The sequence below is a fragment of the Kiloniella sp. genome, from assembly GCF_048270245.1.
Classification (GTDB): Bacteria; Pseudomonadota; Alphaproteobacteria; order Kiloniellales; family Kiloniellaceae; genus Kiloniella.
This window is the reverse complement of sequence record NZ_JBLWTH010000001.1, coordinates 597,421-623,083: the sequence shown is the minus strand read 5'-3', so window position 1 is coordinate 623,083 and position 25,663 is coordinate 597,421. Positions and strand designations below refer to the sequence as shown.

The window sequence follows — 25,663 nt, the reverse complement described above, 5'->3', positions numbered from 1 at the left end:
TCCTCCTTGTCTCTGTTAGAGCGTGTCAAAGCCTGCCATTTCTGGCAGCCGGAAAATTATCTCCCCTTCATTATCAACAGTGAAGTTCATGGGCACATCACACATGATTTAGCGACAAGGTTAAAAGATTTCACTTCTGTCTTTGATGTATCGTCGCAAAGCGTCACTCTTTCAACCAAGCTCACAACATTTGAAAACCGCACCAGCGAAGTTGAAAGCGTTATTAAGACTTTGGTAAAAGATGGCATCATCCCCAGGTGGCGAGATGAAGAATATGCCGTGACCAATAGCTGGCACCTGCCGCCCCTTTTAAAAATGGATCGCGGGGCTTCTGGTCACTTTGGTATTCGAAGTTACGGTGTTCATGTCAACGGCCTCGTTCATACAAAAGACGGCTTGAAGGTTTGGATTGGGAAGCGTGCGTTATCCAAGCCAAACGCGCCCGGAGAATTGGACCATATCGTAGCTGGGGGACAACCTTATGGTTTAACCATAATGGAAAACCTGATCAAAGAAGCTGAAGAAGAAGCCAACATCCCACGCGCTATAGCAGCAACAGCCAAAGCAACAGGTATGGTTACCTATCGCTGCGAACGCCCTGACGGCTTGAAAAATGATCACCTTTATACCTATGACCTATATTTGGATGAAAGCTTCATCCCGCAAAACATGGACGGAGAGGTAGAGGAATTTTATCTATGGCCCATAGAAAAGGTTATTGACCGCATCACAAATACGGATGATTTCAAATACAACGTCAGCCTTGTTTTGATCCACTTTTTGATCAGAGAAGGTTACCTCACCCCTGATGACGATACCTATTCAGATTTGATCGAAGGCATGCACCGCCAAGACATAGCGTAATAAATCGTAAAACCAGACAAACGAATACTAGACACTGAAATAATTCCAAGAAAATAATTCGGAAACATAATTATGGACAGTTTTTTAAATATCTTGATGGTACTTTCGCTTGTTGCTGTCGTTGTCATCCTTTTTGCCGGGCTTATCAGCATGGCCCGCGGCGGCGAATACAACAAACAACACGCCAACAAATTCATGCGGTATCGTGTTTTAGCACAAGGAATTGCACTTATTATTTTCCTGATCGCATTTTGGGCCAAGAACCAATAGGAACAGATTAAAACTGCTGAACACTCCTTGATAAGAAAAATTTCAGCTTTATTCGTCAAAAGTCAGTCGCATCGGTGATATATTCTTCAAGTCCTTCCAAGGTACTCTTTCCATCTGTTAAAGGAAAAGGCCAACTGTTATAGGAAAAGGAACGACGACAAACTCAACCCTTTAGAAAGAGAGCTTGCTGTAATGGTACAATTGACACGTATTTACACAAGAGGCGGCGATAAAGGTAAAACCTCGCTTGGTTCCGGTAAACGCGTCCATAAACACGACCTCCGTGTTGAAGCTTATGGCACCGTTGACGAAACAAACGCCATCGTTGGTATTGCGCGACTATACAGTAAAGATCTTGTTGATAACATTCTGGCACGTATTCAAAACGATCTTTTCGATCTTGGCGCAGACCTCTGTTGCCCGGAAGAAAAAGATCCTGAATACCCCCCCCTAAGGATCACTGCCGAACAGGTAGAAAGGCTTGAACAGGAAATAGATGATTTAAATGCTGATTTATCACCTTTAAAGTCATTTATTCTTCCCGGGGGTAGTGAAATTGCAGCCTACCTGCACCAGGCCAGAACCGTTTCACGCAGAGCTGAACGCTTTATATCAGCCCTGAGTCAAACAGAGGACATCAACCCAGAAGGATTGAAATATATCAACCGTCTTTCCGATTTGTTTTTTGTTCTTGCTCGCCATGTCAATGACAAGGGGGCAAAGGACGTGCTCTGGGTACCCGGGGCAAACCGATGATCTTCGGGAGAAAGTCTTCAGGCGATCATTGACAGTGTATGTCGGCGGGCCTAATCTTCCCGGCGACTGGCTGTTAGAGAGTAAAATGACGGACTTATAGATTCTTGTCATTTTGCTTAGGTAAAGCGCGAATATTAAGGATACTTCTAGATGAAAGTACTCGTCCCAATCAAACGCGTTATAGACGCGAACGTGCAGGTTCGGGTTAAATCTGACCAGACTGGCGTTGAATTAACAAACGTCAAAATGGCGATGAACCCGTTCTGTGAGATTGCGGTTGAGCAAGCTGTACGCATGAAAGAAGCTGGCATTGTCAGTGAAATCATTGTTGTTTCAGCTGGACCAGCCCAGGCTCAAGAAACTCTCCGTACTGGCCTTGCGATGGGCGCAGATCGTGGCATTCACATTCAGAGCGACGAAGATTTACAGCCATTGGCGATTGCCAAGCTGTTAAAAGCTGTTGTCGCCAATGAAGAGCCAGGCCTCGTTATCCTTGGGAAACAGGCAATTGATGGTGACAATAACCAAACTGGACAGATGCTTTCTGCTCTTCTTGGTTGGTCACAAGGCACTTTCATCTCTGCTGTTGAAGTAGCAGGTGACAAGCTAAACATCACACGTGAAGTTGATGGCGGCCTCCAAAACGCAAGCCTTGCAATGCCAGCTGTTCTGACAGTTGATCTTCGTTTGAACGAGCCACGTTATGCGTCGCTTCCAAACATCATGAAAGCGAAGAAAAAGCCTATCAACGCAACATCCCCTGCTGATCTTGGCGTTGATGCAGCACCGCGTGTCAGCACGCTGAAGGTAACAGAACCTCCGGCACGTGATGCCGGTGTTATTGTTGGTTCCGTTGCTGAACTGGTCGACAAACTCAAGAACGAAGCAAAGGTGATCTAACGATGTCTATTCTTGTTATCGCCGAACACGACAATGCAAGCATTAAGCCTGCTACGCTAAACACTGTTACCGCAGCTACACAGCTGGGTGATGACGTACACGTCCTTGTTGCTGGTTCTGGCTGTGCCGCAGCTGGTGAAGCCGCTGCAAAGATTGCTGGTGTTTCCAAGGTTCTTGTTTCCGATGCCCCTGAGTATGCTCAGGACATTGCTGAAAACATTGCACCATTGATCGTTAATCTTGCTTCTGGTTATAGCCATGTGCTGGCACCAGCGACAACCTATGGCAAAAATATTCTTCCACGTGCTTCTGCACTGTTGGATGTTCAGCAGATCTCAGAGATCACGGCAATTGAATCTGCAGATACGTTTGTCCGTCCGATCTATGCTGGTAATGCCTTGGCAACGGTTCAGTCTTCAGATGCAATCAAACTTATTACCGTTCGCGGTACAGCTTTTGATGCCGCAGCAGAAGAAGGCGGTTCAGCTGCAGTAGAGACTGTTGATGCAACAGGTGATGCCGGTCTTTCCGCTTTCGAAGGCCAAGAGCTGACTAAATCCGAGCGCCCTGAACTGACAACCGCTGGCGTTGTTATTTCTGGTGGTCGCGGCATGCAAAACGGCGAAAATTTCGCCATGCTGGAACGGGTTGCAGATAAACTTGGCGCAGCTGTTGGTGCGTCACGTGCTGCTGTTGATGCTGGCTATGTACCAAATGACTACCAGGTCGGTCAGACCGGTAAAGTTGTGGCACCAGACCTCTACATTGCTGTAGGAATTTCCGGGGCTATTCAGCACCTTGCCGGAATGAAAGACTCAAAGGTCATCGTTGCTATCAATAAAGACGAAGAAGCACCAATCTTCCAGGTTGCCGATTATGGTCTGGTTGCGGATCTCTTCGATGCAGTTCCCGAGCTTGAAGCTAAGCTTGGATAAATCTTTTGGCTTATCTCTCTCACTTATTGAGACTTGATATTTCAAAGACCGATCTGCAATGATACCCTACGACAAGACGCTATCAAATATGATAGCGTCTTGTTTTAAATTACAGTGTAACGGAAAGGCTCGTGAAGAGTATGACTATTCAGGATATTAAATCCGTTGGCATTATTGGCGCAGGGCAGATGGGTAGTGGCATTGCACACGTTAGCTCAATTGCTGGCTTTGATGTTCACATGGTCGATGTCAATCAAGATCAGCTTGATTCAGCACTCGCCACCATCAAAAAGAACATGCAGCGTCAGGCATCCAAGGGAAAGATATCCGAATCAGACATTGCCACAGCCTTGGGAAGAATCAAAAACTCACAGGAACTGAAAAGCCTTTCAGATTGCGATGTGGTTATTGAAGCCGCCACAGAAAACGAAGAAATAAAAAAGGATATCTTTCGCAAAGTTTGTCCTTTGATGAAGCCAGAAGCCATTCTCTGCTCTAACACTTCGTCAATTTCCATCACACGCTTGGCGGCCGTGACAAATCGTCCAGGGCAGTTCATGGGCATGCACTTCATGAACCCAGTCCCAATCATGCAGCTTGTAGAATTAATTCGTGGCATTGCGACGGAAGCGGACACCTATCAAGCAATTAAGGATATGACCCACAAGTTGGGCAAAACATCTGCTTCATCCGAAGACTTCCCGGCTTTTATCGTGAACCGTATCCTTTTACCGATGATCAACGAAGCGGTTTACACCCTTTACGAAGGGGTAGGTACGGTTGATTCAATTGATACCGCGATGAAGCTCGGCGCGAATCACCCTATGGGACCACTGGAACTTGCCGACTTTATTGGGCTGGATACCTGCCTCGCTATCATGTCCGTACTTTATGACGGTCTCGCCGATACTAAATATCGCCCCTGTCCTTTGCTCGTGAAGTATGTAGAGGCCGGCTGGGTAGGCAAAAAATCTGGCCGTGGCTTTTATGATTACGGTGGCGACACACCTGTGCCAACGCGCTAAAACGAATTTAAAATCCAATATAAGAGCCATCATGTTTATCACAGATGGCTCTTTTTGTTTTTAGCAATATTTCAGTCAGATCCAGTTTAACCTCAGCCTGTAATCTGCACTGATTTTCGCTTTTTATTTAGACGTATAAAAATCAACCAGTATCTTTACTTCCGGCGCATCCCATTCAAAAGGACCGATGAGAGCCCCGACAATCATACCTTCTTTGCTAATCAAATAGGTTGATGGCAATCCCCGTAACCCAAAAGCACGAGAAACGCGGCCTTTGGGGTCAACATATGCCGGTAAATTTTTCAGATCTTTATCTTCGAAAAAGGGAAGAACTTTTTTAAGGCCAGCTCTGTCTTCTGAGAGCGTGACAACACGAAAGAGATCACTTCCCAATTCTGCCTGTAATCTATCTAGATCGGGCATTTCCTTTACGCAAGGTGCGCACCATGTTGCCCAGAAATTCAAAAGAACAACCTGCCCCTCCATTTCCGCGAACGAGCGTAGTTTTCCCTCTTCATCCTGAAAGGTTTCGATCGGCACTGGAATAGGTGGATCGAACAGAGTAAAGTTCCCTTCGAGTCGCCCTTCGAGTGGAGGTTTATCCACAGCGCCAGCAAATGACACGCTCATCAAAAGCGTTACAAATGCTGCAATGAGCATGTGAAGAAGACCGGACAGGCGAAGGGCTTTAATTTGGATCATTTGTACAAGTCCATAAAGTCGTAAGACCGAATAAGGCGAAAGAGAATACCGTGTCAGAACCAAAAACACCCAGTGAGACATCTGCCAATGCAATGTGGGGCGGACGCTTTAGCGTTGGACCTTCCGAAGTTATGGAAAAAATCAACGCTTCCATCGATTTCGACAAACGCATGTCCGCACAGGATATTGCCGGATCAAAAGCTCACTGCAGTATGTTGGTTAAACAAGGTATTATCAGCACAGAAGATGGCAATGCAATACTCCAAGGTCTAGACACAATTTCGCGAGAGATTGAAAACGGAACCTTCACCTTCTCTGCTGCTCTGGAAGATATTCACATGAATATCGAAAACAGATTGCGCGAACTCATCGGGGATGCAGCGGGTAGATTACATACTGCGCGTTCTCGAAACGACCAGGTAGCAACGGATTTCAAGCTTTGGGTTCGCAGTGCGATTGATGAACTTGATAAGCAAACTGGCCTTTTGATCGAAGCCTTGATCAAGCAAGCTGAAGATAATTTTGACGTTATTATGCCCGGCTATACCCACCTACAAGCAGCCCAACCTGTGACATTTGGTCACCACATGCTTGCCTATGTTGAAATGTTTGGACGCGACAGAAGCCGACTACGGGATTGTCGCAAAAGATTGAACGAATGCCCTCTGGGTGCTGCAGCACTGGCAGGGACATCTTTCTCAATCGACCGGCACATGACAGCCGAAGCCCTTGGCTTTGATCGCCCAACAGCAAACTCGCTGGACTCGGTTTCTGACAGAGATCACGCGCTTGAGTTCATGTCCTCTGGTGCAATCCTCGCGACTCACCTCTCTCGCTTTGCCGAAGAACTTGTGATTTGGTGCTCTCAAGGCTTCGGTTTTGTCACACTTTCTGACGCCTTCACAACTGGTAGTTCTATCATGCCACAAAAGAAAAACCCGGATGCAGCAGAGCTCATTCGTGGTAAAGTTGGTCGGGTTATCGGTTCAATGAACACTCTTTTTGTCGTGATGAAGGGTCTCCCTCTCACCTATGGCAAAGATATGCAAGAAGACAAAGAGCCCGTATTTGATGCTGCTGATACCCTTATTCTTAGTGTTACAGCCATGAACGGAATGGTCAGCGACATGGTTGCCAACCGTGACAAACTTCATGCTGCAACAGCCCATGGGTTCTTGACGGCCACCGACCTTGCTGACTGGCTGGTCAAAGAACTTAACCTTCCCTTCCGGGATGCTCATCATGTTACGGGTACCATTGTAAAGCTGGCCGAAGACAAAGGCTGTGATATAAGTGACTTGAGCTTAGAAGAAATGCAAAGTGTCGAAGCACGCATTTCTCAGGATATATTCAGAGTTCTCACCGTTGAACAGTCCGCCCAAAGCAGAACAAGTTTTGGCGGTACAGCACCTGAAAATGTTAAGGCCGCTGCGAAAGCTGCCAGAGAGAGATTTTTGTCATGAAACAAGCCGGAACCATAAAACAAATCTGGATTGTACTAGGACAACACATTTACGGGAAAAGATCTCTTGCAACAGCAACTCTTATTGGCGCAGGTTTGCTACTCGCCGCCTGTGGTAAGGTTGGGGGGCTAGAACGCCCCAGCGGAGATTGGGATTATCCACAACAGTATCCATATCCCCCTGCTGTAACGCCCAACTCCTCTTCAACAGGTATACCGACCGCTGAACAACAAAACGCTATACCCGAGAGTTTGCAGATACGTAAAAATTCGAAGGTCAAGACAAAGATATACGGACAGTAAAAATTATGAGTGCCTTTGAATACCGCCATGGTCAGCTTCATGTCGAAGATCTGTCACTGGCAGAAATTGCCCAAGAAGTTGGGACGCCCTTCTTTTGCTATTCCACCCAAGCGATGGTGAATGCATACAACTCTTTTTCTGATGCTCTCGCAAAAGCAGGCGTCAAAGGCACAATCTGTTACGCACTCAAAGCAAACTCTAACCAATCTGTGATCCAAACCCTTGCCAAAGCAGGTGCAGGAGCAGATGTCGTTTCGGAGGGAGAGCTGCGCCGCGCGTTGCAAGCTGGTGTTGACCCAAAGAAGATTGTCTTTGCAGGCGTTGGTAAAAAACCATCCGAGATGGCCGTTGGTCTAAAAGCTGGCATCCTGCAGTTCAACGTTGAATCTTTGCCCGAATTAGAAGCCCTTTCTGCAGTCGCTCAAAAAATGGGCGTTACTGCACCTGTTGCTTTTAGAATAAACCCTGATGTCGATGCAAAAACCCATGCAAAGATTTCAACAGGAAAAGCTGAAAACAAATTCGGTATTGATATTCCAAGTGTTCGAAATTTCGTTGAACAAGCCAAAGCTCTTCCAAACATCGCTGTTGAAAGCCTGGCCGTTCACATTGGATCACAGTTAACAGACGCAAACCCGTTCAAAGATGCATTTGCACGATTGGCGAGCCTCTATCGTGAACTACAGAGTGCTGGTTTACCGCTGAAACGGATCGACTTTGGCGGCGGCCTAGGCATTCAATACAATGATGAGACACCGCCTGATCTGACCGAATATGCACAGGCCGTCAGCGAAGCCATGCAAGGACTAGATGCGGAATGCATCTTTGAACCCGGCCGTTTTCTGGTTGGGAATGCCGGTGTTTTGGTGACAGAAACTATATACGTAAAAGATGGCACAAATCGTCGTTTCCTCATCATCGATGCTGCCATGAACGATTTAATTAGACCATCCCTTTACGATGCTTGGCATGATGTCACGCCCCTGAAACAACCTGATGAAGAGACGCCGCTGAAACCGTGTGACATCGTTGGTCCGATCTGTGAGTCAGGCGACACCTTCGCGACCCAAAGACCCCTGCCCGAAATTGCAGCGGGTGATCTCCTCGCCATGGAATCAGCCGGTGCCTATGGCGCTGTTATGGCCTCTAGCTACAATACCCGACTGAATGCTCCTGAAGTTTTAGTCAAAGCAGATCAATATGCGATTGTACGTAAGCGTATTGATTATGATACACTGATAAAACAGGACATTCTGCCCGAGTGGTTGTCAGAATAGTATAACCGGCTTTATTCGTCATATTATGGGGCGGTATGTCCAAATGAGCCTACCAAAGGAACATATGGACCGATGGATAGTACCGCCCGACGAAGATCACTGTTAAAAAAACAGGCAACAAGGCCCGAGCTTGGGTTACCATGGAAAATTCAAGCTAAAACCACACTGACCAAAATGGTCCTATTTTGGGAAAGTCTCTGGCAAGCATCCTGTTTTTTTTGGGGAACACTTTGCGCTTTTGTTACCCTGATCCTTCTTGATTTTCCAGCTCAAATCCCAGCTTGGGGGCATGTCGCATTCCTTATTTTATCTTGCGGTCTAATCACCTACGGAGGAATTAAGGCACTTTTATCGACAAGGATACCAACTCGCCACCAAGCCTTACGACGTCTTGAACAAGACAATCAACTTTCTCATCGCCCTTTAAGTAGTCTTGATGATCGCCCTCTAAAAGTCTCAAAAACTAGCCTTGCTCTATGGCTCGACAACAAGAAGCGTCTTGCTGACTCATTCAAATCACTCAAACTAACAGCACCGAAACCACAGTTATTTAAATTGGACCCTTATGGATTACGGTCATTGATCGTCATAGGGCTATTCATTGCATCATTTTCATTTCATCAATGGCCAGATCGCCTGTCCTCTGCTTTTGAATTAAGCAAACTATCGTCACTTGCCAAGCGACAAGACGTGACATTCAGTTTGTGGTTAACCCCTCCAGATTACACCGGGATGCCACCCCTCTTTTATGACCAGAGCTTTAGCCCACCGCCTGAAATAAACCTACCAAGCGGCAGTAAAGTAATTGCTCAATTTAACGGGGAAGAAACACCACCCGATATCCTCCTTGGTGATCGGACATATGAAACAGAACAAACAGGCTCATTAAACCATCAAAGTGTGTTCCTTATTGAGCAGGGAGGAATCCTGCGAGTAGGTGGGTCATTTACATCCGTTGTAAATACCACGATTAACCTCATCGAGGATAACCCACCCCAAATATCGTTAACGGAACATCCCCAAGCAAATGACCTTGGATTACTCTGGCTCAATTACGAAGCACAGGATGACTATGGTACTAACCTACTGACCATAGAATTTTGGCCCCAGAATACACAATACGAGCCCCAAAATCCCGAAAGTACAAAGATCGAAATTCCCCTGCCCGCAAGTAAGATTACGACTTACAAAGGTCAACAATACCTCGACCTTACCGACAATACTCTCGCCGGAGAAGAGGTATGGTTTAAATTGACTGTACAGGATGGGATAGGGCAATTGGGGCAAATAGAACCGATTAAAATCGTTATACCTGAACGCAGTTTCACCCATCCTTTAGCACAACATCTCGTGCAACTTCGCAAGGACCTTAATACGCCAGCCAACAAGCTTGAAGTTATCGCGACACTTGGCATGTTAGTAAAAAACCCTGATACATACGGCCATGATAGTCTCGTTGCTTTGGCTATGAGCATTGCCGGCAAGCATCTTTTTTTTGAACCGACACAACCCGGTGTAGCTGAAAGCCAGAATATTCTTTGGAAAACGGCTCTTCATCTTGAAGATGGTCGCATAAGCACCGCGCAAAGAAAACTAAGGAACATTCAACAACAACTACGTGACGCATTGAGTTCCAATGCTGACCAAGACGAAATCTCTCGCCTTATGGATCAGTTAGAACAAGCTGTCGATCAGCTTTTATCAGATATGTTGAAAGATTTTCTGGACAACCCAGACAAAAACACCGCTGCCCAACCATCCGAAAATGCTCAAACAATTGAAAGTAAAGATCTGCAAAGCATGATCGAACAAGCAAGAATGCTTGCTGAGAATGGCTCTATGGAAGAAGCAATGGAGCTACTTTCACAGCTTCAAAATATGTTAGAGAACCTCGCTTTCCAAAAAGGCCAGCAACCAGGCAACAATGCCAATGACGTAGGGCGAGAAACATTTGAAAAGCTCCAAGATCTGACCAAGCGACAGGAAGAACTTCTGGAAAATAGCTACAAACGCCAACAAGAAGCCCAAAATCAGCGCGAAGGGAACGGGGCAAAATCCTCGCCTCAGACAATGCCCGGCGATGGCCGCCCCGGAGAACAAGGGCAAGAGCAGAGCCAAGAGCGATATCGTGATGCAAAAAGCCAAGAGCGCATCAGGCAAGAGCTTAAACAGATGATGGAGAATATTCAGGAGCTTCTTGGTAATCTTCCAGAAGATTTTGATCAGGCCGAGCAATCTATGGGCATCGCACGCGATGCTTTACAAGGACAAAACGGCGAAGGAAAAGAGAACGAACAAGCTGTACGCGCCCAAACCAGAAGCCTGAGAAAACTACAAAACGGTACGGAACAAGCCGCTGAAAAGTATTTAAAAATGCTCAGCCAAGCCCCAGAACGCGGCAGCGGCTGGGTCAGAGGCAAAGATGGATCGGGACGTGATCCATTTGGACGAAATATTGGGAGCAAGGGTGGGAATATCGCCAAACAAGGAGTTCCATTACCTAGCGAGAACGACGTGATCAAAAGTAGATCAATTCTTGAGGAATTGAGAAACCGAAGGAATGATAGAAAGCGGTCTATAGAAGAGAGAACTTATATTCAAAAATTACTGGAACGCTTTTAAACAACATGAGTTCTGATCTGATAACGGCTTGCTCTCATGTTGAGAAATTACAACATAATTAACCGCAATAAACTTAGTATTTCCAAACCTCGGAAGATTTTTGTAACACAAATAAAAACCAGAAAATACAGTGATGATCTTGGGGAAAATTTTCCAATACAACTAGATAATTTATAAATTAAAGACGTGTAATTTAATTTAGTATACTATCACCTATGGTTGTCTTTCGCCAATGGTGGAACTCTTAATGACTGGAAAACGTTTATCAAAATACATCATCTTGGTTTTGTACGTTTTTTCTACCTCACTATGGATGATGGAATCTGTCGCTCTATCTGATGGAAAAAACTGTAATGCGATACGGGTTAATGGAGCATCTGATTGGTACCCTGTGTTAATGTATACTGAAGAAACAGAGGTACATCATGGAATTGCAATCGATATTGCCCGTGAAATCTTTCGGCGCCTTGATGTTGCAATCATAGATGAACCTGCTCTTCCTTGGAAACGAATGCTGCGGCAATTGGACAAGGGAGAGCTTGATCTTTTACTCGGTGCATACTGGACCAACGAACGCGCCCAGATTTATGGCTACACTGAACCTCTCATCAAAGACGAGGTTGCGATTTTTGTCCGTAAAGGAGAAGAATTTCCCTTGGATGGTCTTGAGGACTTGGTCGGGCTTGTTGGCCTTCGTCCTCTAGGGGGATCATATGGGGAAAAATTTGATCTCTATGCGAAAAAGTACCTGGATATACACGGTGTCAAAGTGGATGGGACACTGGATTTATTACTAACCGGACGGGCGAATTATGCCGTATTAGGCCGATACGATGGCATCGCGGACCTTCAAGAAACCGGAAATTCAAATCGCATCAAAGACCTTCCCTGGCCCGTGGCTTCAAACAATGTCCATTTAATGATGAGCAGAGCTTCCCCTTGTTACTACCTTCTGGACGACATCAACAAAGTAATCCGAGAGCTCCACAAAGAAGGCTTTACTGAAAAGCTTGAGGCGCGATACCTTCAGGTTAATTAATCCTAAATCAGGTAACATTCTGGCGCGGGAGCGTCATTTTTATTTAGCTTGCCTGTAGGCCTAAAGCTTCTTCTGCTGCATCACAAATTTCTTGCAAGCTAAATGGCTTTGTCACGACCTTGAAAATCAGCTCTTCCAAGTTATGTGCTCGTTGCTTTTCAGCTGAATACCCCGTCATGAGTAGCACGGGCATTTCTGGGGCATCTTTTGCCACCTTAAGCGCCAGCCCGATACCGTCCAGCCCCGGCATGACAATATCTGTAATCAAGAGATCATATTTGTCTTCGCCAAGGGCTTCTAGTGCCTGCATCCCATCGCCAACGGCTTTTACTTCATGATTTTTATGCGTCAAAGCCCGCGCAACAAAACTACGTACAGCCTTATCATCTTCAGCTATCAAAATCTTCGCCATACAGGGTCACCGCTCTCACGCTAAACTTACAGTTAACAATTCGTTAATACGAAGAATATCACGTCGTTGCGAATGATACCACGTTTGAAAGAACCGACGAAAACTATCAGGCTACAGAGCTATTCATCGACAGGATCAAAATCAGGGTTTTTCAGAGCATCATCATCCGAAATAAAACTTGTATTAACCCCCGCAGCTTTTGAGCTGCTTAGAAGTTCAATAAAAAACTCTATTTCTTCTTTCGGTTCTAAATAAGGAACATCCAATGTAATGGTTTTACGAGAAACCGCCGCACCGCGATTATCTGACAGCCAGCCTATGAGCTTTGGAACGACAACCTTCTTGTCCAGAGTATTCTTAATTTTACCTGTTAAAACAATAACCTTGATACCATCACGAGATCCTCGTTCAGTTTCCTGATCTTCAATTTTAAGACCGTGCCCTACTAAATAAACCTGTAACCCCAACAGGTCGTAAACTTTCATAGCTTCAGGAACAATATCGACAATCTTTGCCCTCGTGGGGCGGTCAGCAAGGGCATAAGCACCTCCCCCCACCATAATCAAAAGGAGAAGCCAGGCAATAAGTCCCCATTTTCCTTTTTTCTTTTCTTTCTTTTTGTCTGGAGCAAAGCCTTTAGGTCGCTTGGTGCGTACATTTCCTGGCTCAACAAAGTCATCATCCAGTGGTGTCGGTTCTGGTGGAACTGGCGAAGGCACTTCTTGTGAAGGAGCCGCGTCACTTTCCATCTTTGGAGCATCGTTTGTTTCTTCAGGAATGTCCGCGGTAGCAGATGTAAACTCCAAATCAGGTTCCTGAAACCAAGTATGTCGACAGCTACTGCAACGGACCTTGCGCCCAGAATCACCTAGAGCATCAGAGGCAATTCGGAATTTGCTACTGCATTCAGGACAAGAAACAATCATTCGATTTTTCACCAGCGAAGAAACTAAATTGGCCTTAATTTATACGGTCCAGAAAATACGATGGCAAGTAAGGCCTTACCCAGCAGCTATTTTTGTTTTACGTTCGATGATTAATCAAGGCACAAGGCTTTACGCTAGCAGACAAAATATGTCATTGTTTTTCCGTCACTCACCACTATGGATTTCAAACTATTGGTCCGTTTTCAAGATGTTCATTTGCGTTATGGTTCTGGCCCGGATGTGCTTCATCAGGTCAACCTGACGCTTGCCCCAGGATCCTTTCATTTTATGGTTGGTCCCAGTGGTGCAGGGAAATCATCCCTTTTGCGACTTATGTACCTGGCTCATCGTCCATCTTCGGGTCGGCTGAGTATTTTTGGACGGGATGTGTCCCAGCAAGATCGTAAAGAGTTAACGATGCTTAGACGACGCATTGGCATTATCTTTCAGGACTTTCGCTTACTTGATCATCTGACCGCTTTGGAGAACGTCGCCCTTCCTCTTACGATTACCGGGCAATCCCTTGATAAGGTCCGGCGGAATGTAAGTGAGCTATTGTCCTGGGTTGGTCTGGCTGATTATCTTGACGCAAAACCGCCAACACTTTCTGGTGGGCAACAGCAACGCGTTGCGATTGCCCGTGCCGTCATTGCTCGCCCAAGTTTATTGTTAGCTGATGAGCCTACAGGAAACCTAGACGATAAAATTGCAGAACGTTTACTTTTTCTGTTTGAAGAGCTTAATAAACGTGGCACGACCATCGTTGTCGCTTCCCACAACGAAGGCCTCGTGAACCGTTTCAACCATCCCGTTTTTAAAATCGTGAATGGCGAAGTCAGACTGATCCGCAACGAACAAAACGCGACCGCGTCAATAACAACGGATGGTGCGTGATGTTTGGCAACAGAAACGATGTGCCTCTTGACAGAGATGCATCCAGCAGGTTTTTACCATGGCTAATTGCGATGATGGTTTATCTCGCGACGATGTCACTTGTCATCGCCCTCACAATGAACAAACTGGCCAATCGATGGGATCAAGGTCTTTCAAGTAGCTTAACGATACAAATCCCTTCAGAATCATCAGACTCAAAGCGATCTGCCATCGAAAAACAGCTTAAGCTTTTCATATCAAAGATTGAAAAGCTGGATAATATCTCCAAAGTTGAACAGCTTAACGACACAGAACTAAACAAGCTTATGGAACCTTGGCTTGGCAAAGATATATTGCTTCATGACTTGCCCATTCCTTATCTAATCTCCATCGAACTAGATAATTCCAGTGCCAAAACAATTGATGAAATCAAAGCTCTTCTTGCCCAAGATATCCCCCAAGCCAGCGTAGATGACCACCAACGCTGGCTTGGTAATTTATTGGGCCTGACCAAAGTCATTCAAATTATTGCATTGCTTGTTGTCGTTCTCGTAGGCGGTGCCGCAGCTTTAATGGTTATTCTTGTCACCCGAATGGGACTCGCGATTCATCGGCAAGTCGTCGAGTTATTTCACCATATGGGCGCACACGATTCATATATTGCTTCTCGTTTTCAGTTTCATGCCTTGAAACTCAGCATTGTTGGCGGCCTGTCAGGGTTACTTCTTGCCGGGATCACAATCGCCAGCTTCAGCTCTTTATTGGGGCAGGCAAATAGTGCCGTTCTTCCGACACTTACCTTTAGCGCTGGCGAATGGGGATTGCTCTTATTAATGCCATTATCTGCTTCTTTAATTGCGATGATGACCGCAAGGTTGACCGTTTTAAGAAGCTTGGCACTGATGCCATAAGGAAGGGATGTCATGACCAACAGAGAAGAGTTGATCGTTGTTTCATAAACCTATGCGCAGAAGATACGTTCTTTTAAAACTTGCGTCCTTCCTAACGGTCACAGCGTTATTATCCTGGGTACTTGGTTTTTTTTGGTTTGCAACAAACCTGCCAGAAGAAGTGACAAACAACACAGAAGATGCCGATGTTATTGTCGTCCTGACCGGGGGGAGTGACCGTATAAACACTGGGCTAGATCTTTTAGAACAGGGTATAGCAAAAAAACTTTTTATTTCAGGCGTATACAAGGGCGTTGAGGTACAAGAGCTTTTAAGATTATCACAGCGCTCACCTAAAAATCTGGAATGTTGCGTCAAGCTGGGATATCAGGCCGACGACACACGTGGAAACGCACTTGAAAGTCAAAACTGGATAGAAGAAGAAGGCTATAGCTCATTACGGCTTGTCACAGCGGCCTACCATATGCCAAGAAGTCTTCTGGAATTCAGAAATGCGATGCCAGAGATACAAATTCGGCCTCACCCTGTCTTTCCACAACATGTGAAACAGAAAGACTGGTGGCTTTGGCCGGGTAGTATGACCTTGATCTTATCAGAATATGTTAAGTTTCTAATGGCTCATGTCAGGATCTGGCTCGAAGACATGCAGGCGATATTGATTGGATAAAAACTCGATGATTTTTCTAAGATCCCTGACCTTCAATATTTTCTATTTGATTTGGTGTGGTATTTTTTTCATCCCGTGCCTTATACTCATGATATTTCCACAACGTTTTATTTTGCAAGCTGGGCACTATTGGGCACTGGTAATATTTTGGCTTCTCAAGGTCATTTGTGGCACCACCTATGAAATTCGGGGGCAAGAAAATATTCCCAAAGAAGGTGGTTTTTTGTTGGTCAGCAAACATCAATCAGCTTGGGAAACCATCGCTCTGATGGCTTTTTCGGATAACCCTTGTTTTATTCTTAAAAAAGAGCTTCTGATGATACCTTTTTTTGGTTGGTATCTTTGGAAAGGTGGTGTTGTCGCCATCGATAGGAAAGCAGGGTTAAAGGCTCTCCGCCAAATGATCAAAGAGGCAAAAGAGCCCTTAGATAACGGTCGTCCAGTCATTATCTTTCCCGAGGGAACAAGAGCTACTCCCTATCAGGAACCAAACTATCAAACAGGAATTGTTGCGCTCTATAGCGGGTTAAATGTACCCGTTTGCCCAGCTGCTGTTAATTCTGGTCTGTTCTGGGGTAAAGATGCTTTCGTTAAAAAACCCGGTAATATTATACTTGAATATCTGCCTGTTATCCCTGCCGGCCTCGACAGAAAAGTGTTCATGAAAACAATGCAAGACACCATAGAAAATGCCAGTAATCGTCTTATGAATGAAGCTGAGCAGAAAAAAGAGGCATAAATGTCTAAGCCCCGTAAATGTCCAAAGTGTTCAACAGAAATCGGCATCGACGAAGATATCTGCTATTCCTGTGGCGAGAATGTTCCCTTCAATCATCCTTGGTACATAATGCCCCTAGGGGGAATTATCGTTCTCAGCTTATTTTGGCTTTTGACTGATTTTGATGCCTTGATTCAATACATGACACAAAGCATCCCAGATAAATAAAATTAGGCAAATAACTCCAGAGAATACCAAAGATATATTTATCGAGAACAGAGTATAAGGTTGGACTTGTGGATCAAGGCTTTCTCTCGAAAAGGACTCAGATCAGGGAAGATGCTTTTGAGCCTCAACTACGTTATCGAGAAGTTCTTCCAGACCCGGATCATCAATATTCAGCGCCTTGAGGTGTGACACAGTGTTGTCGAGATATTCAAAGCATTGACCGCTGCTACCCACCCCTTGAAGAATATGTGAAATCAGTTCCTGATTATTTAAGCGGCCTGCATATTGATTGTGCTTCGTATCTGCCACAAAAGTTGCAGCTATAACTTTCTCACCTGACTTCAGCGAGATATCGTACCAACCCGGATGGTATACGCCAGAAATCATTTCTCGCTCAAAAAGATAATCCATCACCACAACGCGTTCTGCTGCAGGAACCTTATAAGCCATTCCAACACAGGAACCACCTTGGTCCAACCCAAGAACAAGCCCCGGGCATTCAGGCGTTCCTCGGTAAAAGAAAGAATAGATACAAAAATGTCGATGAAAGCCATCCAACACCGCTGGTTGGACTTCAACATGCGGGAAACCAGGGTTCCACATTAAAGAACCATAGCCAAATACCCAAAAATCCTGGCCCTCTTCGAGCGATAATTTCGAATCATAAAAGGCCCTTAATTCAGGGGTCGACATTGCTCTGGTTCTCCGAATCGTCTATGGCTAAGGAAAGATGAGTGTAACGATTGCTTTACCAAACGAAAAGCAACGCCCTCAATTAAAATGATTTAGTTCCATAGAAACCAAGGGGCGATATAAAATGTCTGTAAATGCGGACAAAAACGTCAATCAATCGTCTGGCATTGCAAAGAAGTTGATCATATCCGGCCTGACACTATGCATATTCTTCATCTCATTCTCTATTGCTTTTTGGTTTTGGGCCGCAAGCCAAATGGAAACAAGCCTGAACAGGTGGAGCGAAAAACAACGATCCCGAGGGTTTGAAATTTCTCATGGTCCGCTATCCATAAGTGGGTTCCCCTTTTTAGTTCGGGCAGACCTCAAAGAACCTCGCATTAAATCCCCCGAAGGATGGTACTGGCAAACACCTCACCTAAGCGCTGAAGCAACACCTTGGTCGCCACTCAGCATGGTCGTAGATCTAAGTGCAGTACATTTTATTGGCGGTCTTCCCAGTAACCATCCCCCGATAACAATCGAAAGCAATTTGGCAAAGTCCACCGCACAGCTAACCCTTGAAGGTGAGTTACTCAATGCTCGGCTTCAGGCCGACAAACTCGTCGTAACCAGAGAGAGCCATCATCCCCTTACAATAACAACACTGGATACAACTCTTGGCCCTCTGAAATCAGCGTCGGCCCAAAACCCGCTTCAAGAGTTCAATATTCTCATTAAAGCGCAGGATATAAATCACCCTGAATTGGATAAGACACCTCTAAAGGGTCCGATATCTCAGCTAAATCTGGACGGTACGTTATATGGTACAGTCCCAAAAGCCAAGCTTAAGAAAGCCCTTCATATCTGGCGGGATACAGGTGGTTTTCTATCCCTACACGATATGAGCTTACGCTGGGGCCCTCTACTCCTGGATGCCAGAGGCAAAATAGCCGTGGACAATTTGCTCCGGCCTTCGGGTAACCTTGACAGCCGAATTGAAGGAGCTGGAGCCGTTGTTAAAAAGCTAGAAAAAACCGGCCTCATAAACAAAGGACAAAGCTTTGGCATAAAGTTATCCTTGGCTGCCTTGGGAAAGACAAACGAGCGCGGACGCCATGAAATAGAAGTCCCACTTATTATGAAAGACGGATGGCTCTCTATTGGCCCGGTTACGCTACTTAAGCTACCGCCCATCGCAAAGTAACTATATCAATAAAAAAGCTCACTTCCGAAGAAGTGAGCTTTTTTACAATTAATCCTGAGCGCTATCTGGTTCTCGAGCATCAAACGTACCCGCCTGATGCGCATCAACAATACCGCGACGAATATCTCGGGTTTTCCGGAAGCGATCTTCCAGAACATCGCCTTCGCCCCACCTTACCGCTCTTTGAAGCACGGACAAGTCTTCGGAAAATCTTTGCAACATTTCCAAAACGGCTTCGCGATTGTTCAAGAACACATCACGCCACATAATGGGGTCAGAGGCTGCAATTCGTGTAAAATCACGAAAACCACCCGCTGAGAACTTCACAACATCGGCCTGTTGAGTCTCCTCCAGGTCCGTTGCTGTCCCCACGATTGTATATGCAATCAAGTGAGGCAAATGAGATGTAATCGCCAAAACTTTATCATGATGGTGAGCCGTCATGATTTCAACCATACTGCCCAAGGAAGTCCAGTAATCCGTGATAAGATCAAGCGCCTTGCTATTGGTACCGGGGACAGGTGTTAAAATACACCAACGCCCTTCAAACAATTCTGCAAAGCCTGCCTCTGGACCTGAATGTTCTGTACCTGCAATCGGGTGCCCCGGAACAAAGTGTACGCCATCAGGCAGATGCGGCCCCACATCCCGAATAACCGATTCTTTGACAGATCCGACATCTGTGACAATAGCTCCTTCCTTCAATGACGGCGCCATTGCACTGGCCAAATCATCATAAGTGCTAACAGGCGTACAAAGGATCACCAGATCAGCATCAACCACAGCTTCGGCAGGCGTTTCATAGATTGCGTCAACCAAACCCAATCTCATGGCTGTATCGCGGGTGCCCTGGCTGCGAGCACAAGCAACAATTTCTTTTGCCAAACCATTTTTACGCGTTGCAAGAGCCAGAGACGAGCCGATCAGACCAATCCCAACCAAAGCGATTTTATTAAAAAGTGGATCTTTTTTTTCAGTCATTGATAAATGCGGAGAGACTATCGACCACCACCCTCATCTCATCTTCGGTTCCGATTGAAATACGAATATGTTCTGCCAATCCATAGGAAGACATACCACGCACCAAAACACCTTTGTTTTTCAAGAATGTCAGAGCTGCTGCTGCGCGTTCACCGGAATCAAAGTTCACCAGAACAAAGTTACCGACAGAATCATGCGTTTCCAAACCAAGTTCAGACACCTGTTGGCGGAACCAGTTAAGCAGACGACTATTAAGTTCTTTTGACCGGGTAATGTGTTCTTTATCTTTGATTGCAGCAACACCCGCCGCCTGCGCAGCCAAGCTAACATTAAACGGACCGCGAACACGGTTAAGAACGTCAGCAACCTCCGCTGAACAATAGGCCCATCCCAAGCGAAGCGACGCAAGACCGTGTATCTTAGAAAATGTCCGTGTCATAACCACATTGTCATTTTCTTCGACCAAGGTCGCACCACTTATATAATCTGCATTATCAACGTATTCGCAATAGGCGGCATCAATAACCAGAAGTACGTCATCCCGTAACTCAGTGCGCAATTTTCGCAGCTCTATTTCCGATACATAACTTCCGGTTGGGTTGTTCGGGTTCGCCAGGAACATAATGCGCGTTTTATCGGTCACGGCTGCCAACATGGCATCGACGTCAATACGCAGATCTTTTTCCCGGGCTTTCACAGGAACACCACCGGCAATCTTGGTCCCAATCGGGTACATCAAAAAGCCGTGCTCGTTATAAACAACTTCATCTTCAACGCCGACGTATGCGTTAATCAGAAGGCCTAACAGTTCATCAGAACCAGCCCCACACACAATTCTATCTGCATCCAGATTTTCTGCTTCGGCTATACCTGTTCTCAGTAAATAAGAGCCACCGTCCGGATATCGATGAAGGTCCTCTGCGATTGCTAGATAAGCTTTTTTAGCCGCGTCTGAAGCACCTAATGGGTTTTCATTCGAAGCCAAGCGGCAAATCCGATCGACACCTTCAACTTTAGATTCTCCGCCAACATAAGGGGATACATCCATAATTCCGGGTTGCGGTTTTAAAGCCATTGTAAAAACTCTCTTATTTTACTGAATAGTTATCGGCAACGTGCCGATGAAATTATGCGTCCGTAAATGGAACTGCATAACCACCGATTGTCCAGGCATGTGTAATCCTTTGATCTGACAATTCGGCTAGTTTGGCCAGGCGCTCATCACCTGGTGTTACATAATCATCCACTTCGATCAACTGTAACCATACAGCCGGATCAGGCGTGTGAATTTGAATATTAACGGGTTTCAAGTCTGATTTTTTCAACAAATTCGTCAGAGTTGTACGAGACAAAGGCTCGGCAGATTCAACCACAATATAGCTGCGATCATGGCCTGTTTTTTCCTGAGCACCCAATCCAACGATAACCGCTTCGGGGCCATCAGTGTTGGACATCTGATAAAAAGGTAAGCGCGCGATAATTCTGGCGTTTGTTGCTGCTTCTCCCTGAGCAAGAGAAAGCCACCAAGGATTACCTTCTCCGGCCTGAGGTAGAGGAAGAACACCCGCGGTTGCTGCGCCATCCGTGACTTCGCGTAAAACACTCATCACTGTCTGACGGTTCGAGATCGGTGTCTCCATGCCAAAATGTTCCCGAGACAGATCGTAGTAAGTATTGTCGCCTTCAGGGGCACATACAGATACAGAAAACCTGCTTTCCAGCTGCAGTGTACTTGCAAAGATCTCTCTCCACAGACGAACAATCGCTGATTTAGGCAAGATGCCGTCATGCCGCTTAATAAGGCAGCGCAACACTTCTGCTTCTCGACCAGCATCAAGACTTGTCGAAGATTGCCCTTTTTCTTTCACGATTGATTGGACAACATCCGCCCTTTTCATCAAAAGGTCATGGATTTGATTGTCGATTTCATCAATCCGGCTTCGCAAAGAAGAAAGTTTATCTTTTTCAGACATAATTTTTAAAGGCCTGTGATTCTCTATTCCAAAGAAGAGATAGACATAGAGGGGGCGAAAAGTAAAAGGAAAGATTCATGTATAGAGCAAGACAGACGCCTTAATTAGCCTTAAATACCTGACAGCTCACAAAGTACGTCAGCACGTTGGGTTCCGTGGATAAATGACCGTATCTCGCGGAACAATTCCGGATAAGAACAAACAAACAATAAATTCGTTTTTAACATAACTTGATTTACCTCGCGCACACTTTGATAACTGTCGTCTAAAAACAGCCCAAGGGACAAATTTTAGACTTAATTCGGATCAAAATTATAATCAGGAATTCTATTATGGCTTCGAAATACGATAGATTTTTGATGTATTTTGATAGGCCTGTGGGGCGCCCACCAGGCTTGAACGGCGTATATTCTGAACCTTTTTAGGGGTTCCAGGGGCATATAACTGCTTACCAGCCTCAACAGTTAAAACACCTGCAAACGTTGGGAAAAATCTTTTCCCCATTCGTTCCCACGCAGGTGCCGATTGCAAAAAGGTCAACCGTTGGCTGGGTGGGACGTAAAGAGATCTGTTGGTCGTTATCGGCACAAACAATGCATCATTCAAAAGCTGCGAGATCTGTGATCGACTAAAAGGGCGTCCCCAGCCAAAAGGGGTTTTATCTACCCGTGCCCAGATACCCCGTCGGTTCGGGGCAACAATAAGCAATCGACCGTCACTGGTCAGGACGCGCCATATTTCTCGCAACATATCCCGTAGATATTCACTGCTTTCCAGACCATGAACCAACAGGACTCTATCAATAGAATAATCTGGTAAAGGCAGCTTTGTTTCATCGACTAGAGATGTTTTCCCCGGTCCCCCGCGGGGCCAGTGACAAACACCTTGCGATGCAGGCATAAAAGCCAGTACACGATCGGCTTCATCTTCGAATTGTGTGAGATACGGCGTGGTATATCCAAGCCCTAAAACAGATTTACCCTTTAAATTTCTCCAGTGTTCGCGAATACTCCCACGGATGACGTGCGCGGCGGTTCCCCCCAGACGGGTGCCGTAGAATCCCTGAAGATCAACAACGTCAGTCCACATTCTTTTCTCTGCTTCTCACTAGATATTTGTGTCGCCATAAACCAGTAGCGAAAATCATAATCAAAAAAAAAATCGATCGTCGATCTTTAAAACATAGGTTGCTAAGATCACCTTAACAAATGAAAAGCCAAAAAGGCTGTTACATTTTATATCTTTAAGCTCCTCCAATTGGAAATAAATATGCTTGATGTCAGACAAATCCCTATACTGAGCGATAACTACAGTTACCTAATTAAAGATACAGACACAGGCGCCGTTGCCGTCATAGACCCTGGCGTTTCAGACGTAATCCTTGAAAAAGCAGATGAACTTGGCTGGACGATCACAGATATCATCCTGACCCATCATCATGATGATCACATTGATGGCTTGGCTGACATAAAGAAAAAAACCAACGCAAAGGTAACAGGCCCTAAAAAGGATCGACACCGCATTGATGGCATGGATCTTATGGTTGATGGTGGCGATCACATTCAGTTTGGATCAAAAACGGCAAAAGTATTTTATGTTCCCGGACATACTCTGGGACACATTGCTTATTGGTTTGAGGATGAAGATATTCTGTTTCCCGGTGACAGCCTGTTTTCATTGGGGTGCGGGCGATTATTCGAAGGTACGCCGGAAATGATGTGGCAATCTCTCCAGCAATATCTCCTTCTTCCTGAGAAGACACTTATCTATTCGGCGCATGAATACACCCTTTCAAATGCAGAATTTTCGCTTACAGTTGATCCAGATAACTCAGACCTTAAAAAGAGAGTCGAAAAGATCAAGAGCCTGCGGAATGATAACCAGCCAACCGTACCAAGCTTGTTAAGCGAAGAGTTAAAAACCAACCCTTTCCTACGACCGAACGATATCCGTATTAGAGAAAACTTGAATATGCTCTCTGCGACAGATGCAGATGTATTTAAAGAAATTCGTAAACGCAAAGACAACTTTCAACCTCCCTCATAAAACGCCATTAGGCATTTATTCGTAACGTTCTTAATACCGGAGCCATCAATGTATTTATGTTTTTCCCCCACCTCCCCCTATGTCCGCAAAGTGCTTATGCTCGCCATGGAAAAAGGATTGGATAGTGAAATCAATCTCGTCCCCATGGGAACCTTCACTAAAGAATCAGAAATCTGGCAAAAAAATCCCTTGGGGAAGGTTCCCGCGCTTGAAACACGTGAAGGAACAATCCTATGCGATTCACCGCTGATCTGTGAATATCTGGAAAGCCTGAACCAGTCTCCTGCACTTGTTCCAGCATCCGGCGAAGCTCGCTGGAAAGCCTTGAATTTCCATGCCCTTGCAGATGGCATTATGGATGCCAGCCTCTTAAGAACAATGGAGCGTCGTCAACGCCCAAGCGAACATCAACTTGATTCTGTGCACGAAGCCCAAAAATTCAAAATCGACACCACATTGGATGTATTTGAGCAAGCCGTTATAGACAAAACTCTTGGCGAAAACTTTGGCCTCGCAGAAATAAGTCTCGCCTGTGCACTAGCTTATCTTGATTTCAGATATGCAGCTGAAGACTGGCGTGCAAGCCACCCAAATCTCTCTGGCTGGTTCAAGCAAACTTCAGAGCGCCCCTCTTTTGTAAAAACATCCCCACCGACAGGCTCATAAAGATATGAAGAGCTACTCTGCACAAGAGATAATCAAACATCTTGATCTTCAACCTCACCCGGAAGGGGGGTGGTACAAAGAAACCTATCGCCACCAGCCTTCTGATGGCGGCAGAGGTGACCAAACTGCAATTTTCTTTTTACTGGAAAAGGGTCAAAGCTCTCATTGGCACAAAGTAGATGCTGTCGAAATGTGGCATTGGTACGCGGGTAGCCCCCTTACCCTGAAGTCTCATGACGAGAAAGCTGAAACGACCGTTACTTTAGGGCCCGATGTTATTGCAGGACAAACACCACAACACATCATTCCTAAAAACCACTGGCAAGCAGCCAGTGCAGAGCAGGGTTGGGTCCTTGTGGGCTGTACCGTCGCCCCAGCTTTTGAATTTGATGGGTTTGAGTTGGCTCCCCCCGATTGGACACCGGGGGAATAGCTCTGATCTAGCTAATCCAAGCGCATACTTTTACGCAGCTACATAATCCTTTAACATCACTGAAAGCTGGCGCATATCGTCAAAAACAGCATAAGCGCCAGCTTCTATCAACTTTTGCCCCTGCCCCTTTTTATCCACAATATGCTCTGCACCAACAAAACCAAGAACAGCTATTTCCGCATTCGTGGCCCCCGTAACACCAGTAACCGTATCTTCGATAATCAAAGCCTGCTCTGGCTTCACCTTCATCATTTCACAAGCCATCAGATGTAAATCGGGTGCAGGTTTGGGATGCTTCACCATAGAAGAACTGAATCGCCTTTCTTTGGCGAAAAACTTTCCCAATCCGGTTTCATCGAGCGCACTATTCAGCCGATCAGTTCTACTGTTCGAGGCTACGCAAAAGGGGTATTCAAGTGTTGAAAGTGTTTCTTTTATGAAGGGAAGTGTTACAAGTTCATCTGCCATCTGATCAATCGTTGCACGCTCAACAATCTGCGCGAAGTCTTCCGGCAATTTCGCGTCAGAGATTTTATTGAAATGATCCCTTATGGCGTCATCGGTATATCCTGCGAATTGATTGGCAACATCTTGTGGGCCCAACATAATGTTATAATTCGCAAGTGTCTGGGATACAATTCGAGCCGCCAGTGCTTCACTATCAACCAAGACACCATCACAATCGAAAATAATAAGTTCAGGAAAAATCGTCATAGATCTCTTATCGCTTCCAATAAAGTTCTAATATTCCAGAGAATTACCTGTGGTTTATGGCACAATCAAGACAGATAAAAG

Annotated in this window: 29 protein-coding genes; 20 read left to right on the top strand and 9 right to left on the bottom strand. The window is 45.5% G+C overall.

Annotated features, from left to right (window positions below):
* Positions 1-6: 6 nt before the first annotated feature.
* The 6 genes from ACN0W5_RS02935 to ACN0W5_RS02910 all read left to right on the top strand — a co-directional run bounded on the left by ACN0W5_RS02935 (position 7) and on the right by ACN0W5_RS02910 (position 4,750).
* A complete protein-coding gene (locus tag ACN0W5_RS02935; RefSeq protein WP_417452750.1) occupies positions 7-864 on the top strand; it encodes a DUF4743 domain-containing protein in 858 nt (285 codons plus the stop codon).
* A gap of 72 nt (positions 865-936) precedes the next feature.
* Positions 937-1,134 (top strand): twin transmembrane helix small protein, encoded by a 198-nt coding sequence (locus tag ACN0W5_RS02930; RefSeq protein WP_085900978.1) that lies wholly within the window; start codon positions 937-939, stop codon positions 1,132-1,134.
* Between the two features lie 192 nt (positions 1,135-1,326).
* Positions 1,327-1,890: a cob(I)yrinic acid a,c-diamide adenosyltransferase gene (locus tag ACN0W5_RS02925; RefSeq protein ID WP_417452749.1), complete on the top strand. Its 564-nt coding sequence runs from the start codon at positions 1,327-1,329 to the stop codon at positions 1,888-1,890.
* 150 nt (positions 1,891-2,040) lie between these two features.
* Entirely contained in the window at positions 2,041-2,790 is a 750-nt protein-coding gene (locus tag ACN0W5_RS02920; RefSeq protein WP_417452748.1) for an electron transfer flavoprotein subunit beta/FixA family protein, read from the top strand.
* Between the two features lie 2 nt (positions 2,791-2,792).
* Entirely contained in the window at positions 2,793-3,725 is a 933-nt protein-coding gene (locus tag ACN0W5_RS02915; protein WP_417452747.1) for an FAD-binding protein, read from the top strand.
* 140 nt (positions 3,726-3,865) lie between these two features.
* Positions 3,866-4,750, top strand: coding sequence for a 3-hydroxybutyryl-CoA dehydrogenase (locus ACN0W5_RS02910; RefSeq protein ID WP_417453116.1), 885 nt, complete (start codon positions 3,866-3,868; stop codon positions 4,748-4,750).
* A 123-nt stretch (positions 4,751-4,873) separates the two neighbouring features.
* Here ACN0W5_RS02910 and ACN0W5_RS02905 read toward each other — a convergent pair whose 3' ends face one another.
* A complete protein-coding gene (locus ACN0W5_RS02905) occupies positions 4,874-5,452 on the bottom strand; it encodes a redoxin domain-containing protein (RefSeq protein WP_417452746.1) in 579 nt (192 codons plus the stop codon).
* A 92-nt stretch (positions 5,453-5,544) separates the two neighbouring features.
* On the opposite strand from ACN0W5_RS02905, the gene argH reads away from it, so the two are divergent.
* The 5 genes from argH (at position 5,545) to ACN0W5_RS02880 (ending at position 12,155) form a co-directional block, all read left to right on the top strand.
* The gene (gene argH, locus ACN0W5_RS02900; protein WP_417453115.1) at positions 5,545-6,915 is read left to right on the top strand and encodes an argininosuccinate lyase; all 1,371 of its coding nucleotides are present in this window, start codon (positions 5,545-5,547) and stop codon (positions 6,913-6,915) included.
* A complete protein-coding gene (locus tag ACN0W5_RS02895; protein ID WP_417452745.1) occupies positions 6,912-7,217 on the top strand; it encodes a hypothetical protein in 306 nt (101 codons plus the stop codon). Before argH ends, ACN0W5_RS02895 begins: the two co-directional genes overlap by 4 nt.
* Positions 7,218-7,222: 5 nt before the next feature.
* Positions 7,223-8,494, top strand: a complete 1,272-nt coding sequence (lysA, locus tag ACN0W5_RS02890) for a diaminopimelate decarboxylase (protein WP_417452744.1) — start codon at positions 7,223-7,225, stop codon at positions 8,492-8,494.
* Between the two features lie 72 nt (positions 8,495-8,566).
* Positions 8,567-11,116 (top strand): DUF4175 domain-containing protein, encoded by a 2,550-nt coding sequence (locus tag ACN0W5_RS02885; RefSeq protein WP_417452743.1) that lies wholly within the window; start codon positions 8,567-8,569, stop codon positions 11,114-11,116.
* A 247-nt stretch (positions 11,117-11,363) separates the two neighbouring features.
* Positions 11,364-12,155 carry a substrate-binding periplasmic protein gene (locus tag ACN0W5_RS02880; RefSeq protein ID WP_417452742.1) on the top strand — a complete coding sequence of 264 codons (792 nt, stop codon included), beginning with the start codon at positions 11,364-11,366 and terminating at the stop codon, positions 12,153-12,155.
* 43 nt (positions 12,156-12,198) lie between these two features.
* Here ACN0W5_RS02880 and ACN0W5_RS02875 read toward each other — a convergent pair whose 3' ends face one another.
* Both ACN0W5_RS02875 and ACN0W5_RS02870 read right to left on the bottom strand, forming a co-directional pair.
* A complete protein-coding gene (locus ACN0W5_RS02875; RefSeq protein WP_417452741.1) occupies positions 12,199-12,567 on the bottom strand; it encodes a response regulator in 369 nt (122 codons plus the stop codon).
* A 119-nt stretch (positions 12,568-12,686) separates the two neighbouring features.
* The gene (locus ACN0W5_RS02870) at positions 12,687-13,493 is read right to left on the bottom strand and encodes a zinc-ribbon domain-containing protein (RefSeq protein WP_417452740.1); all 807 of its coding nucleotides are present in this window, start codon (positions 13,491-13,493) and stop codon (positions 12,687-12,689) included.
* 177 nt (positions 13,494-13,670) lie between these two features.
* On the opposite strand from ACN0W5_RS02870, the gene ftsE reads away from it, so the two are divergent.
* The 5 genes from ftsE (at position 13,671) to ACN0W5_RS02845 (ending at position 16,890) form a co-directional block, all read left to right on the top strand.
* On the top strand, positions 13,671-14,387 hold the full coding sequence (gene ftsE, locus ACN0W5_RS02865; RefSeq protein ID WP_299371147.1) for a cell division ATP-binding protein FtsE: 717 nt from the start codon (positions 13,671-13,673) through the stop codon (positions 14,385-14,387).
* Entirely contained in the window at positions 14,387-15,277 is an 891-nt protein-coding gene (locus ACN0W5_RS02860) for a cell division protein FtsX (protein WP_417452739.1), read from the top strand. The genes ftsE and ACN0W5_RS02860 overlap by 1 nt, the downstream gene beginning before the upstream one ends.
* Before the next feature lie 37 nt (positions 15,278-15,314).
* The gene (locus ACN0W5_RS02855) at positions 15,315-15,944 is read left to right on the top strand and encodes a YdcF family protein (RefSeq protein WP_417452738.1); all 630 of its coding nucleotides are present in this window, start codon (positions 15,315-15,317) and stop codon (positions 15,942-15,944) included.
* Between the two features lie 88 nt (positions 15,945-16,032).
* The gene (locus tag ACN0W5_RS02850; RefSeq protein ID WP_417452737.1) at positions 16,033-16,683 is read left to right on the top strand and encodes a lysophospholipid acyltransferase family protein; all 651 of its coding nucleotides are present in this window, start codon (positions 16,033-16,035) and stop codon (positions 16,681-16,683) included.
* Entirely contained in the window at positions 16,684-16,890 is a 207-nt protein-coding gene (locus tag ACN0W5_RS02845) for a hypothetical protein (RefSeq protein ID WP_417452736.1), read from the top strand. It abuts the gene before it with no gap.
* Positions 16,891-16,992: 102 nt separating this feature from the next.
* On the opposite strand, the gene ACN0W5_RS02840 is transcribed toward ACN0W5_RS02845, so the two are convergent.
* Positions 16,993-17,583: a gamma-glutamylcyclotransferase gene (locus tag ACN0W5_RS02840; RefSeq protein ID WP_417452735.1), complete on the bottom strand. Its 591-nt coding sequence runs from the start codon at positions 17,581-17,583 to the stop codon at positions 16,993-16,995.
* A gap of 124 nt (positions 17,584-17,707) precedes the next feature.
* On the opposite strand from ACN0W5_RS02840, the gene ACN0W5_RS02835 reads away from it, so the two are divergent.
* Complete coding sequence (locus tag ACN0W5_RS02835; RefSeq protein WP_417452734.1) at positions 17,708-18,769, top strand: DUF2125 domain-containing protein; 1,062 nt, start codon at positions 17,708-17,710, stop codon at positions 18,767-18,769.
* Between the two features lie 48 nt (positions 18,770-18,817).
* On the opposite strand, the gene ACN0W5_RS02830 is transcribed toward ACN0W5_RS02835, so the two are convergent.
* From ACN0W5_RS02830 to ACN0W5_RS02815, 4 genes are all read right to left on the bottom strand, one after another.
* Positions 18,818-19,750, bottom strand: a complete 933-nt coding sequence (locus ACN0W5_RS02830) for a prephenate/arogenate dehydrogenase family protein (protein WP_417452733.1) — start codon at positions 19,748-19,750, stop codon at positions 18,818-18,820.
* Entirely contained in the window at positions 19,743-20,825 is a 1,083-nt protein-coding gene (gene hisC / locus ACN0W5_RS02825; protein WP_417452732.1) for a histidinol-phosphate transaminase, read from the bottom strand. Before hisC ends, ACN0W5_RS02830 begins: the two co-directional genes overlap by 8 nt.
* Before the next feature lie 52 nt (positions 20,826-20,877).
* The gene (locus ACN0W5_RS02820) at positions 20,878-21,723 is read right to left on the bottom strand and encodes a chorismate mutase (RefSeq protein WP_417452731.1); all 846 of its coding nucleotides are present in this window, start codon (positions 21,721-21,723) and stop codon (positions 20,878-20,880) included.
* Positions 21,724-22,053: 330 nt separating this feature from the next.
* Positions 22,054-22,812 carry a class I SAM-dependent methyltransferase gene (locus ACN0W5_RS02815; protein ID WP_417452730.1) on the bottom strand — a complete coding sequence of 253 codons (759 nt, stop codon included), beginning with the start codon at positions 22,810-22,812 and terminating at the stop codon, positions 22,054-22,056.
* Positions 22,813-22,992: 180 nt separating this feature from the next.
* On the opposite strand from ACN0W5_RS02815, the gene gloB reads away from it, so the two are divergent.
* Genes gloB through ACN0W5_RS02800 form a run of 3 tightly spaced genes read left to right on the top strand, consistent with a single transcriptional unit; the run spans position 22,993 to position 24,868 of the window.
* Positions 22,993-23,769 carry a hydroxyacylglutathione hydrolase gene (gene gloB, locus ACN0W5_RS02810; RefSeq protein ID WP_417452729.1) on the top strand — a complete coding sequence of 259 codons (777 nt, stop codon included), beginning with the start codon at positions 22,993-22,995 and terminating at the stop codon, positions 23,767-23,769.
* A gap of 48 nt (positions 23,770-23,817) precedes the next feature.
* Positions 23,818-24,435, top strand: a complete 618-nt coding sequence (locus ACN0W5_RS02805) for a glutathione S-transferase N-terminal domain-containing protein (protein ID WP_417452728.1) — start codon at positions 23,818-23,820, stop codon at positions 24,433-24,435.
* Positions 24,436-24,439: 4 nt separating this feature from the next.
* Positions 24,440-24,868 carry a cupin domain-containing protein gene (locus ACN0W5_RS02800; RefSeq protein WP_417452727.1) on the top strand — a complete coding sequence of 143 codons (429 nt, stop codon included), beginning with the start codon at positions 24,440-24,442 and terminating at the stop codon, positions 24,866-24,868.
* A gap of 30 nt (positions 24,869-24,898) precedes the next feature.
* On the opposite strand, the gene ACN0W5_RS02795 is transcribed toward ACN0W5_RS02800, so the two are convergent.
* Positions 24,899-25,582 (bottom strand): HAD family hydrolase, encoded by a 684-nt coding sequence (locus ACN0W5_RS02795; protein ID WP_417452726.1) that lies wholly within the window; start codon positions 25,580-25,582, stop codon positions 24,899-24,901.
* Positions 25,583-25,663: the final 81 nt, after the last annotated feature.

Coding starts and splice junctions, on each gene's coding strand:
- hisC (WP_417452732.1), bottom strand. CDS start 20,825: ATGGCTTTAAAACCGCAACCCGGAATTATGGATGTATCCCCTTATGTT.
- ACN0W5_RS02880 (WP_417452742.1), top strand. CDS start 11,364: ATGACTGGAAAACGTTTATCAAAATACATCATCTTGGTTTTGTACGTT.
- ACN0W5_RS02915 (WP_417452747.1), top strand. CDS start 2,793: ATGTCTATTCTTGTTATCGCCGAACACGACAATGCAAGCATTAAGCCT.
- ACN0W5_RS02800 (WP_417452727.1), top strand. CDS start 24,440: ATGAAGAGCTACTCTGCACAAGAGATAATCAAACATCTTGATCTTCAA.
- ACN0W5_RS02830 (WP_417452733.1), bottom strand. CDS start 19,750: ATGACTGAAAAAAAAGATCCACTTTTTAATAAAATCGCTTTGGTTGGG.
- ACN0W5_RS02835 (WP_417452734.1), top strand. CDS start 17,708: ATGTCTGTAAATGCGGACAAAAACGTCAATCAATCGTCTGGCATTGCA.
- ACN0W5_RS02920 (WP_417452748.1), top strand. CDS start 2,041: ATGAAAGTACTCGTCCCAATCAAACGCGTTATAGACGCGAACGTGCAG.
- ACN0W5_RS02840 (WP_417452735.1), bottom strand. CDS start 17,583: ATGTCGACCCCTGAATTAAGGGCCTTTTATGATTCGAAATTATCGCTC.
- ACN0W5_RS02925 (WP_417452749.1), top strand. CDS start 1,327: ATGGTACAATTGACACGTATTTACACAAGAGGCGGCGATAAAGGTAAA.
- ACN0W5_RS02850 (WP_417452737.1), top strand. CDS start 16,033: ATGATATTTCCACAACGTTTTATTTTGCAAGCTGGGCACTATTGGGCA.
- ACN0W5_RS02905 (WP_417452746.1), bottom strand. CDS start 5,452: ATGATCCAAATTAAAGCCCTTCGCCTGTCCGGTCTTCTTCACATGCTC.
- ACN0W5_RS02910 (WP_417453116.1), top strand. CDS start 3,866: ATGACTATTCAGGATATTAAATCCGTTGGCATTATTGGCGCAGGGCAG.
- gloB (WP_417452729.1), top strand. CDS start 22,993: ATGCTTGATGTCAGACAAATCCCTATACTGAGCGATAACTACAGTTAC.
- ACN0W5_RS02875 (WP_417452741.1), bottom strand. CDS start 12,567: ATGGCGAAGATTTTGATAGCTGAAGATGATAAGGCTGTACGTAGTTTT.
- ACN0W5_RS02815 (WP_417452730.1), bottom strand. CDS start 22,812: ATGTGGACTGACGTTGTTGATCTTCAGGGATTCTACGGCACCCGTCTG.
- lysA (WP_417452744.1), top strand. CDS start 7,223: ATGAGTGCCTTTGAATACCGCCATGGTCAGCTTCATGTCGAAGATCTG.
- ACN0W5_RS02845 (WP_417452736.1), top strand. CDS start 16,684: ATGTCTAAGCCCCGTAAATGTCCAAAGTGTTCAACAGAAATCGGCATC.
- ACN0W5_RS02860 (WP_417452739.1), top strand. CDS start 14,387: ATGTTTGGCAACAGAAACGATGTGCCTCTTGACAGAGATGCATCCAGC.
- ACN0W5_RS02930 (WP_085900978.1), top strand. CDS start 937: ATGGACAGTTTTTTAAATATCTTGATGGTACTTTCGCTTGTTGCTGTC.
- ftsE (WP_299371147.1), top strand. CDS start 13,671: ATGGATTTCAAACTATTGGTCCGTTTTCAAGATGTTCATTTGCGTTAT.
- ACN0W5_RS02870 (WP_417452740.1), bottom strand. CDS start 13,493: ATGATTGTTTCTTGTCCTGAATGCAGTAGCAAATTCCGAATTGCCTCT.
- ACN0W5_RS02820 (WP_417452731.1), bottom strand. CDS start 21,723: ATGTCTGAAAAAGATAAACTTTCTTCTTTGCGAAGCCGGATTGATGAA.
- ACN0W5_RS02805 (WP_417452728.1), top strand. CDS start 23,818: ATGTATTTATGTTTTTCCCCCACCTCCCCCTATGTCCGCAAAGTGCTT.
- ACN0W5_RS02885 (WP_417452743.1), top strand. CDS start 8,567: ATGGATAGTACCGCCCGACGAAGATCACTGTTAAAAAAACAGGCAACA.
- ACN0W5_RS02895 (WP_417452745.1), top strand. CDS start 6,912: ATGAAACAAGCCGGAACCATAAAACAAATCTGGATTGTACTAGGACAA.
- ACN0W5_RS02795 (WP_417452726.1), bottom strand. CDS start 25,582: ATGACGATTTTTCCTGAACTTATTATTTTCGATTGTGATGGTGTCTTG.
- argH (WP_417453115.1), top strand. CDS start 5,545: ATGTGGGGCGGACGCTTTAGCGTTGGACCTTCCGAAGTTATGGAAAAA.